The sequence below is a fragment of the Paenibacillus sp. FSL F4-0243 genome (assembly GCF_037963295.1).
GTDB lineage: Bacteria > Bacillota > Bacilli > Paenibacillales > Paenibacillaceae > Paenibacillus_AQ.
Genome location: NZ_CP150151.1, coordinates 3,412,531 through 3,427,911 on the forward strand (window position 1 = coordinate 3,412,531; position 15,381 = coordinate 3,427,911).

Consider the following 15,381-nt stretch of genomic DNA (forward strand, 5'->3'; position numbering starts at 1 on the left):
GTATATGAAAGTAAACAGATATCTATTTTCAAGCATAAAATTGCCTCATAGAATTAGTCGTAAAGGGGCCGTTTGGAGCTTGGATAAAATGGACACTCGGATCAAGACCATGTACCAGACTTGTTAAAATCATTTAAACCTAAGAAATGGGGATGAAAGATGAAGCGAAGTCAGAGGTATCCAAGACGAAGTTCCTTGCTGTTATCATTTGTGTTAATCTTATCGATTGTTTTTTCTGTTCAACCATCAGTAGTGAAGGGAGAAGGGGATAGGTCGCCGAAGATTTCGCAGGGGCAGGAGGATCAACAGCCTTTACTTGAAGTTCCTAATAAGCAGGGACAACAAGAAAAGTCCGATCCTGATCTCGAGCAACAACCCCAGTCTAACTTAGAACAGCCGCTTGCCGCTGCTGCTGCAACAGGATATTTCCCACCAAATACCGCGGCATCTGGGAATGTGAAGAACATGGCCTTGCTTTATACTGGATATTACGGTGGACGAACGACATACGAGGGAAGAGAAATCGGCACGTATGACAAGAATACGCTTTTGCCCTATGTTGCGCACTACAACAGTAATAATGTGATGGATGACACCTTTTTCGATTCATTTCTATTTCTAGGAATCAACACATCTGACTATAGAGATTTTGGTGATACAGCGGACCCTGCCAAGTGGACCTATAAGGCGGATTGGGAATGGTATATAAACCGTATTTTCACCTCTAATCAACAGCTCGATGCCCTCAACCAAGCAACCCAGCAAGTTGCAACCACACTAAACCTAACAAATTACAAATCCAAAGTATATATTATGCTGCCTTATCCTAATAGCGAAATCACCAATTTCGGAGATGTCGATAACGACGGAATCAGCGAAAATCTGAATTCGATGCCTAGCAATATGACGAAGGTAACCAAATGGTATATCGACACCGTATTAAGCAGATGGAATCAAGCCCAATACAGCAACCTTGAATTAAAAGGCTTCTACTGGTTCCATGAAGATATTGATCCCGGCAATCCGGGTGAAGTAAATGCAATTAATAACTCTGGTAACTATCTTCATACGCTTGGTCTGAAACTTGCCTGGATTCCATACTTTGGTGCCGGACAAAGCAACAACCGGAATAATTATGCAATCGATTTTAGCATCCAGCAGCCCAATCACTATTTCGTTCCGGAGACTGATTATTCGAGAATGACGAATGTATCGACCCAAGCTCAAACATATAATAAGGGCATCGAAATGGAGTTTGACGAAAGAGCGATGTTCGACCCCGATTTTAAAAACAGATTCGATAATTACTTAATGGCCGGCGTAGAATACGGATACATGACGGGAGCGGTCAAGGGTTGGTATCAAGATATTTTTGGGATATACAACTTGTATAAAAACAAGAATAACAACGGTGTAAACGGAGTTTATGACGGGAGACAGATGTATGAAGATATCTACAAATTTGTTAAAGGAACGTATACCATTCCAGTTAATCTTGCAAGCGGTAAATCGGCAGTAGCCTCATCCAACCAAAGTTCTTCTCTATCCGCTGCTAAAGCTGTTGACAATTTGCCGGGTACACGGTGGTCAAGCCAACAGTATTCAAGTACAGAGTGGATTTACGTCGATCTCGGGCAAGCTAATAACATCAAACGCGTTAAACTTAACTGGGAGTATGCTTACGGCAAGAGCTACAAAATTCAAGTATCGAATGATGCGGTCAATTGGACCGATGTGTATTCGACAACGACAGGCAATGGAGGTGTAGACGATATAGGCTTTGTGCCTACAACGGCAAGATACGTGAGAATGCACGCAACAGAGAGGGGCACGAGCTATGGTTACTCTATTTATGAGTTTCAAGTATATGGAGACAGCGTCGGATCCGCTACTACAACAAATTTGGCGTTAAATAATACAGCTACGTCATCTTCCAATCAAGAGGCAGCTCTTTCTCCGAATAATGCGGTTGACGGTAACGTGACGACAAGATGGGCCAGTCAGTTTGCAGACCCGCAATGGATTACGATCGACCTTGGGCAAGCTTATAACATAAATCGAGTTATATTGAATTGGGAGCTTGCCTATGGCAAAGGCTACAAGATTCAAGTATCGAATGACACTGTCAACTGGATGGATGTGTATACGACAACGAATGGAGACGGGGGGATTGACGATATATTCTTTACTGCCGTAAATGCAAGGTATGTAAGAATGTACGGAACCCAAAGAGCTTACTCCTTCTATGGCTATTCTTTATATGAATTCCAGGTTTATGGCAAACCGAATCTAGCGTTAAACAAATCGGCAACATCCTCTTCCAACGAGACATCCACATTAACGGCCGATAAAGCGGTGGATGGTAATGTAACGACAAGATGGGCCAGCCTGTATTCAAATCCGCAATGGATCTATGTAGACCTCGGACAGGAAACCCGCGTCAACAATGTCAAACTCAACTGGGAGTATGCTCATGCTAAGGGCTATAAGATTCAGGTGTCGAACGATGCAACCAACTGGACGGATATATACATGACAACGAATGGAGACGGTGGTATAGACGATATCTACTTTGAACCGGTAAATGCAAGGTATATAAGGATGCATGCGACAGATCGAGGCACAGGCGACTGGTATTCTCTTTATGAGTTCGAAGTTTATGGCAGCTGATCCATTAGCATACGTAAAGCCTAATATGGGGTTCTCATCCCAAATAACAAAACAAGCCCATGCACGAAACACTGTGCCGGGCTTGTTTAGCTTGGACCCCATCACATGTCAGGCGGAATATATCCAATATCTCGGCTATTAGTTGACCGGATTTGCTGGTGGGCACGTGTCGGCGGGACTGCGTATTTGGAAAAATATGACAATACCGCAAAGGATGGCTCAAAAACTTGCCGTTACAGACAGCGCGGTGAACCTTACCATAAGTGACGGCGAAAAGTTGAGTTGAAGGTTGAAGCTTTAATGCTAAATCTATCAGGAATAGTTCTCCATCATTTGATATAAATAATTTCGAAAGTCTTCAACATAGGTTTTGGGCTCTACAACTTTTAGATGAGTGCCGAAGCTTGCTAAAAGTTGAAATCCCATACGATTTTGTGGGACATAAATGGTTGCTAATAAAAATCCAGAACTATGGTCTTCAATACTTCTTCGACCATACCTTTCGATGATTTGATCTTTTATGCTAGGCGATATCCATGCCTTAATCGTGACGAATTCAGGTAGATAATTTGCTTCGTGTACTTGCTCTGACCAATCGTCTCTAGGATGAAACGCGCGTTCATCCATAGTAATATGATCGATCCGAGATAACTTGAAAGTTCGACATCCCTGTCGATGTAAACAGAATCCTTTCAAGTACCAACTTGATTCGCTAAAATGCAGCTCATAGGGCTCGATCATTCTATTCGTTACAGCCCCGTCTTTATCTGTATAATCAAACGAAACCAGCCTTTTCTTTAAAATGGATGTTTGACATGTCTTTAAGGTTTCAAGAATCTCGGACCGACCTTCCCATTCATAAAACGACAGTTGAATGGAACGATTCAGAGACAAAGGACTAACCATTGCCTCTATTTTTTTTATCGTTCTTTCAACTTCTTCAGTAAGGAGGATTTGTTCCAATCCGCCGAGCGCAGCTAATATATTCTGTAAATCGGAGCTGCTTAAAAGGCGTTTATCCACCTTGTATTCATCCATTATGCCGTACCCGCCTTTGACCCCATTGATAGAGTAGATCGGGATGTTCGATAAGCTCAGTGTTTCCATATCGCGAAGGATCGTTCTTTTGGAAACATTGAATAGTTGTGAGAATTCCTTTGTAGATATAATCTCTTTTCTCAGCAATATCATGATAATCGAAATGAGTCTTTCCACTTTGTCCATAATTGCCCTCTTTTTTTCTACATGATTTCAAAATGGTGACACTAAGATGTCACCTTTTGTTCATTATACTACATGTATCACAAGAAGGAGGAATTGCAATGTTTAATCCAACCGATTTTCCCAAGCCCACCCTTATTTCAGTCAACGGTGTGGAACTCGAAGTCTTTGAAGCAGGCCGACAAAATTTAGGAAAACCTATTGTACTCTGTCATGGCTGGCCAGAGCATGCCTTTTCTTGGCGCCATCAGGTGCCCGCCCTTGTCGCAGCGGGCTATCATGTCATCGTCCCAAACCAGCGGGGTTATGGCAACTCATCCCGTCCGAGCGTAGTAACAGACTATGACATTGAACACTTGTCGGGTGATCTCATCGCACTTCTCGATCACTACGAATACGAAGATGCCACCTTTGTCGGTCATGATTGGGGTGCAATGATCGTTTGGTGGCTGACCTTATTGCATCCAAACCGTGTAAATAAAGTGATAAATCTGAGCATGCCTTACCAAGAGCGTGGAGAAAGACCCTGGATCGAGTTCATGGAAGAAATACTTGGCGGCGACTACTATTTTGTCCACTTCAATCGACAGCCGGGTATCGCAGACGCCGTATTAGAAGAAAATACATTCCAGTTCCTTCGCAACATTTACCGGAAAAACGAGCCACCCAGAGCGCCTCAGCCAGGTATGGCGATGATTAATCTTGCCAGAGCAGAAACACCACTCGGCGAACCCATAATGAGCGACAGCGAACTGGCCGTTTTCGTCTCAGCCTTCAAATCATCAGGCTTCACGGCAAGTATAAATTGGTACAGGAACCTTGACCGCAACTGGCGCTTATTGGCGGACGTGAACCCAATCATCCAACAGCCTGCACTTATGATCTATGGCGACCGGGATGTGATCCCGAAGTTTGAAAAACTAACGAAGTTCGTGCCCAATGTGGAAGTGGTCAATCTGAATTGCGGTCATTGGATCCAGGAAGAAAAGCCGGAAGAAACAAACCAAGCAATTTTAAAATGGCTGGAACAATGGGAGATGTAGTTTTTTTCAACAACCAAGAAGAGTTTAACGATTGGTTAGAAGAACATCATACTGAAGCTAGTGAAATTTGGGTGGGCTATTTTGGGATAAGTACAGGGCGTGCAAGCTTTACTTGGTCTGCATCAGTAGATGCCGCTCTTTGTTTTGGGTGGATTGACGGTATACGAAAAACCATTGATAAACAAAGCTATAAGATTCGCTTTACTCCGCGCAAAGTAAATAGTGTATGGAGTGCTGTGAACGTAAAGAAGGTAAAAGCACTAATACAGCTTGGAAAGATGAGACCAGAAGGAATGCACGTCTTTAACAACAGAACCGATGCACAAGGCTATTCCTCTGAACAAAGAAACGTGGAACTTGCCAAAGAATATGAAGAACAAATCAAGGCAAATCAAACAGCCTGGCTATTCTTCACTAATTTATCACCATCCTATAAAAGAGATTCTATCTGGTGGGTAATGAGCGCCAAGAAAGAAGAAACACGATTAAGAAGGCTTGGAATATTGATCGCTTCATCTGAAGAAGGGCTAAAATTTCAACATTGCAAAAAAATATTACAGAATAAGGAAATATAAATAACAAAAGAATCGTTAAAAGGATTTTTGGTACTGCATAAATCTGGGTCTATTGTTTCCCTGATCTTTAGGAGAGAGGAGCTACTGTATTTCTCAATCATTTAGGGTTTAATTCTCATCAAAAGTCAGAACGTTTTAAATGCGAGGCATAAATCAAATCGCTAAATGAAGAAGGGATGAAACAGCTCATCCAAAATCGCAACCCCCTTCATTTTTATGGTACAGCCGACCCTCATGATCTATGGTGACCGGGATACGGTCCAGAGGTCTGAAAACCTGACAAAGTTCGTGCCTAATGCGGAAGTGGTTAATCTGGATTGCGGTCAATGGATCCAGCAAGAAAAGCCGGAAGAAACAAACCAAGCGATTTTGAGATGGCTGGAAGAGCAGAATGATGCTGAATAGATTCGCTTAGCAAGCAAAACTTAGAAAAACAATAAGGACACCCAAACAGGCAATGTCATTAAGTTAAGCTCAAAGGTAAGAACGGGAATAAAAATGGAATTCAAAACGGCATGGGAAAGCCCCGTGCCGTTTGTTTTTTACTTCACGCAAGGAAAAGGCGTATAACTAACAAAGCAGAAATACTGCAATAATTGAACAGGCGGAGAGAAAAGCATCGCTCTATGTTCTGTTCCAATCCAGTAAGATGCTCTTGGTACTGAAGAATGAGGGTAATAAGGACTTTCAAATTGATTAAGTGGCTTGCATACATGGTTTGCTGAAATAGGTTTTGTTTTGCCGCATCTAGCGGCCGTTGCACCCGTTGGTTAATCCAGTCCTCTGAACGCCCCTGTTTTGAAGAAAGCAGTTCTTTCATCTTAGATTTGAGTGTGTTTTCATCCGTCTGTAATACTGAATATGAGGTTGGGAATTCACTTAAAAACTGTAATGAAATACCGGAATACATAGCTCCAAAGACACCTTTGTAAGCAGGAAAACCTGATCTAAAACAGCTTGGAATTGTAGTTTAGTCTGTACACACATCTTTGAAAGAGACTCATATTGTCTTGTGAGATAGCGCAGATTGAGAAGTTGCACACCTCTTTTCTTAAACGGTTCAAATTCTTCTTTGTAGTACAGCAATAGGTAAGCGTCAGCAGCATCCGTCTTTACTTTACGAAGTTGAGACTTCCTAAGCCGATTTGAGATGAGCGGATTAATAACAATATAAATATAATGATGTTCCTCTAGGAACTGAACAACGGGACTTTGATAATGACCGGTTGCTTCTAGAATAAGCAAAGGACGTTGTTGAGATGCAAATTCAACTTCTGTTAAAACTTGAAGGAAATTTGCTAAACCATCTCGAGTGTGCTCGAAGTGGAATGTCCCTTGGAATGGCTTTCCGCGCTCTAGAAAGGCTTGTCCATGGCTTTCTTCTTTAGAAATATCTAGACCGATAACTGGATTCATTTTATCTCTCCCTATAAGTTTAGATTCACCGGCATCCCCTAAGGTTCTTCTTGTCGCTCCATAGCATCGCTTGTTATACGGGATCTTACGTCCCAACCAGCCTCAATCATGGTCATGACAAGTAGGGGTGAACATTATAGCTCTCGGGATCAAGTCCCACGGGCAGGTACGTTCGACCAGGCTACCTTAATCCTCTATGCAAATGAAAAAAGGATCAACCAGAAAGAACTGGTTGATCTCATAATACGAACGGGCAGGATAGTCACAATGAGACTTTGAGACTTGGTTTGATTCCGGATAAATAAAAGTTGCAAAAAGGAAAAATATTGCTATACTAAGTTTAAACGTTATTTTAAATGCTATTTAAAATGTTGTTTAAATCAGGGTAAATATACTTGGAGGTTGCCTATGGAGACAGACAAAAAGTTGGAAACAAAAGAGAAGATTATGCGTGCCACACTGGAGTTGACCAAACAAGAAGGCTTTGAAAGGATCACTATAAAAAAAATTGCAGAAGCCTCAAACACGAATGTCGCTCTAGTTAACTATTACTTTGGGTCCAAAGAAAACTTGTTTAGCGAGTCCATCAAATTGATATTGAACAGCTTTCAGCATACCTTTGCCATACTTGACGATTTCTCTATATCCTCACGGGATAGATTGAGGCAATTTTTACTAGATTATTTGCAAGTGATCCGTCAATATCCCGAATTGCTCTCCAGAATCATCCTGATGGGCAATACCGTTTTCTCCTCGCAGCATGAATATGGATCATTTTTGAATCTATTGGGGTTTCCTAAGATACAAAATACTTTAAGAGAGTTAACCGATGAACAGCAGCCAGAGCACCTGATGACCATGACGATGCAGATTTTTGGAGCGCTTTTTCTACCAGCACTTATGAGTCCTATTCTAGAAACAGGAGCTTCCGTGAAGATTGCACCTATAGAGGAACAGATTGACTTGCTCTTTGCAAGATACTTTCATTAATAAACTCAGATTGAGGTGATTAAATGAATTTTTTGAGAAAATATTGGCAGGATATAGGACTATTCATTGGCATTGTTATATGCATTTATCTTCTAATGAACTGGGAAACAATACCGCGGATAAACAGCATATTATGGTTAAGCTTTATGGCGATCCTTCTTCATCAGTTTGAGGAATACCGCTGGCCAGGGTACTTTCCAGGCATATTCAATATAGCCCTGTTTAAAAGTGAATCCCCTGAAAACTATCCGTTAAATAAACAGTCGGCAATGATTATTAATGTGGTCATCGCCTATGTGTTCTACTTGCTCCCTGTATTCTTCCCGTCAGTAGTATGGCTGGGGATGGCACCTGTTTTAATGGGCTTTTTCCAAATCATTTTCCATGGAGTCGTCATTAATATAAGAGCAAAAAGCATGTATAATCCAGGATTAGTCTCCGCAATTATTGTACATTTACCGGTGGGGATCTGGTACATCAACTACTTATATGAGCATCATTTAATAACCCTCTCAGACTGGATTTGGAGCGCAATTTATTTTGCCATAGCTGTTTATATTTTAATAGTGAAAGGAAATACATGGATGAAAAACAAAAACTCCATTCACAAATTTTCGCAAAAACAATTATGGTCTTTTCGTAAGTAGGTCCTCATAACCCACCACCAGAAGGTCCAGTTGTTATAACTCTTGATGTAAAATTAGATGGGTTAATGTAACTGAAATTGAAGGATGATTATTTTCTCAACTAACGGGAAACGTTAGTTCAATAACACACAATGATGAGTAGGTGCTTCGTATCCTGCTCTTTTTTATTAAGCTAACGGGCAGTTTAACACAACAAATCGCCACTTCTGATATACTTTTTATTAAAGCATTTAAGGTGGTCGGATGATGTTAAATAATTATTTGGATAAAACATTAGAAGAACTTGAAGGGGAGACTTGGGGTGAGCCACAGTATGGCTCAAACCTTGTTGTTAGGTGTCATGAATTACGAAGAAAACCGTTAATGGATTTCTCAGTCGAAGATTTAAGAATAATGATTGGACAAGGTTTCAGTTTGAAATATCTTGTTCCAATTGCTCTTAGGTACTTGGCAGACAACCCATTTGTCAGAGGAGATTTTTATAAAGGAGACTTGTTGGTATGTGTAATAAACATCGAACAGACTTTTTGGGACTTAAACCCCGAAACGTATGTTGAATTGGATTCAATTATAACCGATGTTAAATACACAATTGAAAAGTTACTTCCATTGGTTTCCACTTATAAGACTTCAAATCACTGAACTAACGGGGAACGTTAGTTCAATAAACTAGCGGCTGTCTAAATAGTTCCGAGATTCTGCCCTTTACAAGGGGGCATCGTTATTGGACGATAACAGAGAGGGTGTATTCATGAATACACCCATCAGGGTGGTAACGCGAAATCAACTCCGTCCCTTAAGGGAGGAGTTTTTTGTGTTCTTATAAATGATTTTAAGAAGGATTAATTATGTTCCAAAAAATCTATGCATTCGATCGAATTCTGAGCCAGAATATGTTTATTGCTGTAAGGACTTCTTGCCGAAAGAAGGGGTATTCAGGTGCACTGGTATTTGAGTTAAGTTTTCTTCTTTTTGGGAAGATTGCTTGTTGATATCAAGTTATCAAGTTTAATAGTATTTCACATATTTCATAAGCTCAGCGATTCCTAAAAACTGCTTCATTAATTGACTGTTTAATTTTTGTAACGCAAGCTCGAATGACAATTCTACTTTTTTATAGTTTTGTGTCTCTATTTCATTCAGGAGTTGTTTCATGTTCTCGATATAATACACGGTTTTCCTTAAACTGCTGATCAGTATAATCTTTCTTAATTCCGTTATAGTATAGACCCTATAGCCGTTGTCTTTGTTTCTGTTAGAAGTAATAATGCCTTCTTGTTCCCAATGTCGAATGGCTGAAGGCTTAACGCCTGCCATTTGTGCAACTTCACCAATAGTCATTGCATTTGTGACCTCTAAATCGTTGTATTTTGATAAATCTACATTTCGGAACATGCGTAACACATCCTCTAACCTATGCTTTTCCGTTTGTGTATTATGCTGTTCCTGATTGATTGACCAAAGTGCATCCTCAATTTGCCGAGCTTTAATCTTTCTCATCACATCGTACACAACTGGAATCTCATATCCTTGTAAAAGTGCCCGAATCGTAATAAAAGCTTGGACATGAATGTCTGTATAACACCGGCGATTGCTAGGAGTCCTTGGGACTTCGGGAACTAAGCCTTGATCTTCATATCTTCTTAATGTAGTGGTACTTACATTTAATTTCTTAGCTATCATTGTTGGTGTATAATTATCTCTCATAATCGTCATCGCCCCAGAACATTAAAGTTAAACCTTCAAGTGCTACAACAACATTAAATCTAATTTAATTAGATATATCAAGGCTTAGTATGGGATAAACCGAAAGATTGCATGAATGTTATATGATATTTTTATAAAACAGTAAGGAGAGGATTGTTTGAAAAAAATCATACGATTAACCAACCATTCAGCAATAGAAGTAGGATTGACAGGAGGATCAGATCGTCCAACCATTATGTTACCTATCGCTAAAAAATCCGTGTACAATCAGGAGGCAGAAAATTTAAAGCTATGGGGCGTAGATCCTGAATTAGGTAAACATTTTGTTGAAGGTCTCGCGGATACGTTTCAAGTGCTTTATTTTGATTATGAAGGTCATCTCTTTCAACATCCAGTGGACAACTTAACCGTAGACCATATTGTGAAGGATCTGCTCCTCATTGCTGATGAAATGAACGTTAAGAGCTTTAGCTACTACGGTTATTCCTGGCTAGCTTTAATTGGACTACAATTGGCTATCAGAACTAATCGTCTGGAAAGCTTGGTCATGGGAGGTTTTCCGCCATATAATGGTCCCTATCAAGAGATGCTGATTGTAACTCAAAAAACACATACCCAAGCTTTGAATAATCAAAATGAGGTAGCTGAAAAAAGCTCCATTGAAACAGAGAATCCTGATGAGATAGACTGGGACAACATCAAAGTATCAATGGATACCCGTGTAACAGCTCAATTTGTTGCCTTATACGAGAGCCTCACTGCTTTTGATGATCGTAGTATTCACCATTTACTTAGTCTTCCAAAATTAGCTTTTGCAGGAGAAAATGATACTATCGTATATGGTGAGAATTTTGGAAATGTTACCGTTGATATTGCTGGGATATTAAAGAAGAATACGACGAAGCTGTGTGATTTAGGCTGGGATGTTGAAGTGCTAACGGGAAGCCAAATGGATCATACAAAAGCTATGCAACCAGCCGTGGTAATACCATTAATTAAGCCCTGGTTTATAAAACAATTATGAATACAGACTGGACTGTAATTCGGGAGCAGTTGTACCCCAGCTGTAAATGAAAGTGAGAGGGTTACAATTAACAAGCTTATTTTGCAAGTAGCATCATCGGTTTTAGCATTTAGTTTACTCGTTGCCTGTAACCATCAACAAGTCAACTCATCTACTCAGCAACAAAAACCATCAGAGGTTAGCTTATTTCCAAAAAACGATCTCATGGATTCCATTGTAATTGACGCAGTAAATGAGGATAAATCAATTCGGGCGGAACAGCAAACGGAAAAGGGAACATTATTGATGATAGCCAAAGGTAGAGAAGAACTTGGGCATTTGGTCGTATCGAGCACGATGGGACAAGAGGGTGATCAGACGTTTCAGAGTAATTACTCTATTATCTACAGACAGGGAGATCAGGACAAAGTCTTAATGGAACTACCCAATTACTTGTTTTTCAGACCATCCAGCAAAAAAATATCTTTTGAGAAGCTGAGTTTTAAAGAAGCTGAGGTTTACATCCTTACTCCTCAATATCAAACAGGTCATGGCGTGGAAGGATATATTTTCGCGATTGATAAGCAAAATGAAGATGTATTACCATTAGAAATCGTAAAGAAGGATCAAGTCTCGAAAACACTTCTTTATTCAGAAGCTGAGCCTTTACCAAGTGTGGAAAATAATATCTTAGTAGTCCATCCACCAGTTGGAGCAGGTACACAAGAAGCAGATGCAAAAGATATCTTTTACAAATTGGATTTAAACAATAAACGGTTTGTGGCTGAATAGCATGATTTGAACAAAAAAAAGGTCAGTTCACGAAATCGCGGAGCGTCTATGCTTCTATCATGAAGCTGCAGCAATTCCTCTATAGTTTCTACTTTTAATATATTGGCCGGTGTTGCCCATTATAGGGTACACCGGCTTTTTTCATAGGAATCAAAAGGATAAGATCACACGTCATATTATTGGCATTGAATGTCGAAGCTTATGAAGACATAAAATGATTTCCCGCACTAGTACATAAGAAAAAAACTTTTTTGCAACCAAAACCCTTCTTTTCTTACTTTATAAGTGAGGCCTTAATCAAACTGAACGGAAGTGATGGAGTGGACGATAGTGAAATCATACAGCTGTACTTTGCCCGCAATGAAACAGCAATAGAAGAAACATCCAAAAAATATAGAAATTATTGTACCAAGATTGCTCATAACATTCTGTCTAATTTTGAAGATTCGGAAGAATGCGTGAACGATACCTTTCTAGGAGCGTGGGAAACTATACCGCCGAAGACGCCTGCTAAGCTCTCATCTTTTTTGGGGAGAATCACACGAAATATCGCGTTAAATAAACACGATTATTACATGGCCAAAAAGCGGAATAAAACATTCGATACGATTCTTGATGAATTAAATGATTGTTTATCCTCTCCAGACAATGTCGAAAGTCAATATGAGGAAGAACAAATCGCTGAATCCATAAGCAATTTCCTGCTGAAGATTAATGAAGATCATCGGAATATTTTTCTGAGACGTTACTGGTATTCCGATTCTTTAGCTGATATCGCTACTCGATTCTCAATAAGTGAAAGTAAAACGAAATCGGTTCTTTTTAGAACACGAAAAAAACTCCAATTATACCTTATGAAAGAGGGCTATATCCTATGAATAATAAAGATCTATTTAAGACTATTGGTTATGTAGACGGCAATCTGGTGGAAAAGGCCAACACAGCGAGGCGTACTAATAAGAGAACATATGCGAAGTGGGGAACCATGGCTGCTTGTGCTGCACTTGTGTTAGGAGTGGCCATTTATACATCTCCTCTAAAGACATCATTAACGAATTCACCACAAATCTCGCAGCAAACGCCCGTTTCAGCTCCTACCGGAGTTCGGAAAATTTTAAATTACAACGGATTTCGTTATGCATTCGTAAGTGATGGTGCTCAGTTTAAGTTCACAGGAATGAAGCCTGAAAAATCACTTGGAACCATAGATTTTGATATTAACCAAGAGATCGGGAAGAACAATGGAGGAGAAGTTGTAGAAAAGGATTTTTCGTCTACGTTCGCTGTTGGAGGTGAGTTATATGAAATTCCGACGTACCCATCCCAATTCCGCATCGCTGTTAAAGTTGAGGAGCATTATTATTTGGCAGAAATCGTGGCGAAGACTAACGATTCTACGATGGCCGCTAAGGAATATCTGGATATGTCTAATCTAAAAGAGCATGCAAAAGATATCCATGTTCTTAATCATGTGGGAAATGACGTGTTAAAAAAAATGACAGATCATGCTTCTGTGGAGTCTATCATTGATGGACTGTACAGCGCAAAAACAGCTGATTTAAGTAATAAAGAATACGAGGCTATTGCAGAGGCGCAATCCCAAGGAAAATCGTATCAGTTAAAGTTCAACCTCAAGGACGGAACCTATATGGGCATGTATATCATTCCTGAATTAAAAGTCGTATCTATGGGAGATGCTTACTATCATTTGCCTGACACCTTTTTTGAACAATCTGGAGAACTTTTTTCAGGGCTTAAACAAGAAGTGTTGCCGCTTTATTGAGTAAAAATGTAATGAGTTGAATTGACGTGGTAGATGAAAGGCAAGGACTAAGGTGATAAACCTTGTTCCTGCCTTTTTGTTTTAGAACTAGGAGTATGAACATGGTTCCTTCAATTACTAGTATATTTACATAGGATAAAACTGAGAATAAAAGGAAATGATATCAAAAACGAACTGGAGGATTGCTACATCATGATCGAAGCTTTTCAACTAATTAAGAAGCAGCTTTCTTCCTCAAGTGATATGAAGGAGGAAATCGTCCGAATTCAGGATATCGAGTTGGAGATCCTCTACTTGGACAGCGTTTGCGATGAAAAGAAAATTAAGGATGATCTGATCATCTCCATACTAAAATGCCCAGGAAAAGAGGAATTCAACGATTATCTTACTTCTCTTCTTGACATCAGCAAACCGGAGAAGGACGAAGACATTTTACAGAAGTTGATGATTGGTCATGCCTGTATTCAAATGGAAAATGAGCTTTTCTTGTTCAGTGCGAAAAAAGTGATCAATAATCAGCTTGGGGATGCAAGCTCGGAAACAGCGATATATGGCTCGCAACGTTCATTCAGCGATGTGATTGATACAAATCTCAATTTGATTCGGAATCGTTATCCCTCCCCAAATCTTGTTTATGAGAAAAGAGAGGTTAGTGGATTACTACAGACAGAAGTCGGTTTAATTTATGACAGTCTACTAGTTGATAAGGGAGTATTGAGCGAACTTCAAACGCAGCTAGCTTCGGTCAAACCAGATGTCATTCTTTCGGCGGCACACCTTCAAAGATTACTTACTAGTCGAAAATACTCGCTTTTTCCTATATTGATGATTACGGAAAGACCAGATCGCGTCGCGTTAAATCTGAAACAAGGCAAAATCGTTATACTTGTGGAAGGTAGCCCATTCGTTCTAATCGCTCCGGCTACTTTTTATGATTTCATTTCCTCAATGGATGATACTTTTGAGCAGTTATGGGTCGGTTTTAGTCTTGTGGTACTTCGTTATATCGGCATTTTCATTACTGTGTTACTTCCTGGCATTTATATTTCTCTGGTCTCTTTCAACCCTGAGTTGTTTCAAGCCCAGCTCGCTTTCTCTATTGCCGGTAGTCGTGCGGGTATCCCTTATCCATCGTACATTGAAGTGCTCATTATGATGTTCTTAATCGATACCTTAATCGAAGCTAGTATACGGCTTCCCAAGTCGATCAGCGCAGCGGCAACGACAGTTGGTGGACTAATTCTAGGACAAGCTGCGCAGCAGGCAAATCTGGTTAGCAATATCATGATTATCGTAACTTCCGCCATTGGCATTGCCAATTTTGTCGTGCCGATCAATGCTATGAGTTTCGCATTACGGATTGTCAAATATCCTTTCATCTTGTTAGCTAGTTTATTTGGATATGTAGGTCTAATCGCAGGACTATTTTGTTTGATCCTTTACTTGAACGATTTAAAAAGCTTTGGGAAACCTTATTTAAAAGTGTTTATCGGAGAACAAGAAAAATTCGGGAAATTATAAAGGAAAGGAGGAT

The 15,381-nt window shown here is 39.9% G+C and carries 16 protein-coding genes; 12 read left to right on the forward strand and 4 right to left on the reverse strand.

Going from position 1 to position 15,381, the window contains the following annotated elements; translation table 11 throughout:
* Nucleotides 1–159: 159 nt before the first annotated feature.
* A complete protein-coding gene (locus NSS87_RS15090) occupies nucleotides 160–2,670 on the forward strand; it encodes a DUF4855 domain-containing protein (RefSeq protein WP_339248228.1) in 2,511 nt (836 codons plus the stop codon).
* A gap of 312 nt (nucleotides 2,671–2,982) precedes the next feature.
* On the opposite strand, the gene NSS87_RS15095 is transcribed toward NSS87_RS15090, so the two are convergent.
* Complete coding sequence (locus tag NSS87_RS15095) at nucleotides 2,983–3,894, reverse strand: YafY family protein (protein WP_339248230.1); 912 nt, start codon at nucleotides 3,892–3,894, stop codon at nucleotides 2,983–2,985.
* A gap of 98 nt (nucleotides 3,895–3,992) precedes the next feature.
* On the opposite strand from NSS87_RS15095, the gene NSS87_RS15100 reads away from it, so the two are divergent.
* The 3 genes from NSS87_RS15100 (at nucleotide 3,993) to NSS87_RS15110 (ending at nucleotide 5,914) form a co-directional block, all read left to right on the forward strand.
* On the forward strand, nucleotides 3,993–4,934 hold the full coding sequence (locus NSS87_RS15100; RefSeq protein WP_339248231.1) for an alpha/beta hydrolase: 942 nt from the start codon (nucleotides 3,993–3,995) through the stop codon (nucleotides 4,932–4,934).
* Entirely contained in the window at nucleotides 4,910–5,509 is a 600-nt protein-coding gene (locus tag NSS87_RS15105) for a YdeI/OmpD-associated family protein (RefSeq protein WP_339248233.1), read from the forward strand. The genes NSS87_RS15100 and NSS87_RS15105 overlap by 25 nt, the downstream gene beginning before the upstream one ends.
* Nucleotides 5,510–5,743: 234 nt before the next feature.
* Nucleotides 5,744–5,914 (forward strand): hypothetical protein, encoded by a 171-nt coding sequence (locus tag NSS87_RS15110; RefSeq protein ID WP_197071291.1) that lies wholly within the window; start codon nucleotides 5,744–5,746, stop codon nucleotides 5,912–5,914.
* A gap of 142 nt (nucleotides 5,915–6,056) precedes the next feature.
* Here the strand turns inward: NSS87_RS15110 and NSS87_RS15115 are convergent, their stop codons facing one another.
* Both NSS87_RS15115 and NSS87_RS15120 read right to left on the reverse strand, forming a co-directional pair.
* Complete coding sequence (locus NSS87_RS15115) at nucleotides 6,057–6,419, reverse strand: hypothetical protein (protein ID WP_339248236.1); 363 nt, start codon at nucleotides 6,417–6,419, stop codon at nucleotides 6,057–6,059.
* The gene (locus NSS87_RS15120) at nucleotides 6,389–6,925 is read right to left on the reverse strand and encodes an IS110 family transposase (protein WP_339248239.1); all 537 of its coding nucleotides are present in this window, start codon (nucleotides 6,923–6,925) and stop codon (nucleotides 6,389–6,391) included. Before NSS87_RS15120 ends, NSS87_RS15115 begins: the two co-directional genes overlap by 31 nt.
* A gap of 408 nt (nucleotides 6,926–7,333) precedes the next feature.
* Between NSS87_RS15120 and NSS87_RS15125 the strand changes: the two genes are divergently transcribed.
* The 3 genes from NSS87_RS15125 (at nucleotide 7,334) to NSS87_RS15135 (ending at nucleotide 9,204) form a co-directional block, all read left to right on the forward strand.
* Complete coding sequence (locus NSS87_RS15125; RefSeq protein ID WP_042188238.1) at nucleotides 7,334–7,915, forward strand: TetR/AcrR family transcriptional regulator; 582 nt, start codon at nucleotides 7,334–7,336, stop codon at nucleotides 7,913–7,915.
* A 23-nt stretch (nucleotides 7,916–7,938) separates the two neighbouring features.
* Nucleotides 7,939–8,562 carry an HXXEE domain-containing protein gene (locus NSS87_RS15130; RefSeq protein ID WP_339248243.1) on the forward strand — a complete coding sequence of 208 codons (624 nt, stop codon included), beginning with the start codon at nucleotides 7,939–7,941 and terminating at the stop codon, nucleotides 8,560–8,562.
* 243 nt (nucleotides 8,563–8,805) lie between these two features.
* Nucleotides 8,806–9,204, forward strand: coding sequence for a contact-dependent growth inhibition system immunity protein (locus NSS87_RS15135; RefSeq protein WP_052404289.1), 399 nt, complete (start codon nucleotides 8,806–8,808; stop codon nucleotides 9,202–9,204).
* Between the two features lie 366 nt (nucleotides 9,205–9,570).
* Here the strand turns inward: NSS87_RS15135 and NSS87_RS15140 are convergent, their stop codons facing one another.
* Nucleotides 9,571–10,269: a MerR family DNA-binding transcriptional regulator gene (locus NSS87_RS15140; protein ID WP_339248246.1), complete on the reverse strand. Its 699-nt coding sequence runs from the start codon at nucleotides 10,267–10,269 to the stop codon at nucleotides 9,571–9,573.
* 157 nt (nucleotides 10,270–10,426) lie between these two features.
* On the opposite strand from NSS87_RS15140, the gene NSS87_RS15145 reads away from it, so the two are divergent.
* The 5 genes from NSS87_RS15145 (at nucleotide 10,427) to NSS87_RS15165 (ending at nucleotide 15,368) form a co-directional block, all read left to right on the forward strand.
* Nucleotides 10,427–11,293 (forward strand): alpha/beta hydrolase, encoded by an 867-nt coding sequence (locus tag NSS87_RS15145; RefSeq protein WP_339248248.1) that lies wholly within the window; start codon nucleotides 10,427–10,429, stop codon nucleotides 11,291–11,293.
* Nucleotides 11,294–11,374: 81 nt separating this feature from the next.
* A complete protein-coding gene (locus NSS87_RS15150) occupies nucleotides 11,375–12,064 on the forward strand; it encodes a hypothetical protein (RefSeq protein ID WP_339248251.1) in 690 nt (229 codons plus the stop codon).
* 320 nt (nucleotides 12,065–12,384) lie between these two features.
* The gene (locus NSS87_RS15155) at nucleotides 12,385–12,942 is read left to right on the forward strand and encodes a sigma-70 family RNA polymerase sigma factor (RefSeq protein ID WP_042193899.1); all 558 of its coding nucleotides are present in this window, start codon (nucleotides 12,385–12,387) and stop codon (nucleotides 12,940–12,942) included.
* Nucleotides 12,939–13,847 (forward strand): hypothetical protein, encoded by a 909-nt coding sequence (locus NSS87_RS15160; protein WP_339248253.1) that lies wholly within the window; start codon nucleotides 12,939–12,941, stop codon nucleotides 13,845–13,847. Before NSS87_RS15155 ends, NSS87_RS15160 begins: the two co-directional genes overlap by 4 nt.
* Nucleotides 13,848–14,039: 192 nt before the next feature.
* The gene (locus NSS87_RS15165) at nucleotides 14,040–15,368 is read left to right on the forward strand and encodes a spore germination protein (protein WP_339248256.1); all 1,329 of its coding nucleotides are present in this window, start codon (nucleotides 14,040–14,042) and stop codon (nucleotides 15,366–15,368) included.
* Nucleotides 15,369–15,381 lie beyond the last annotated feature (13 nt).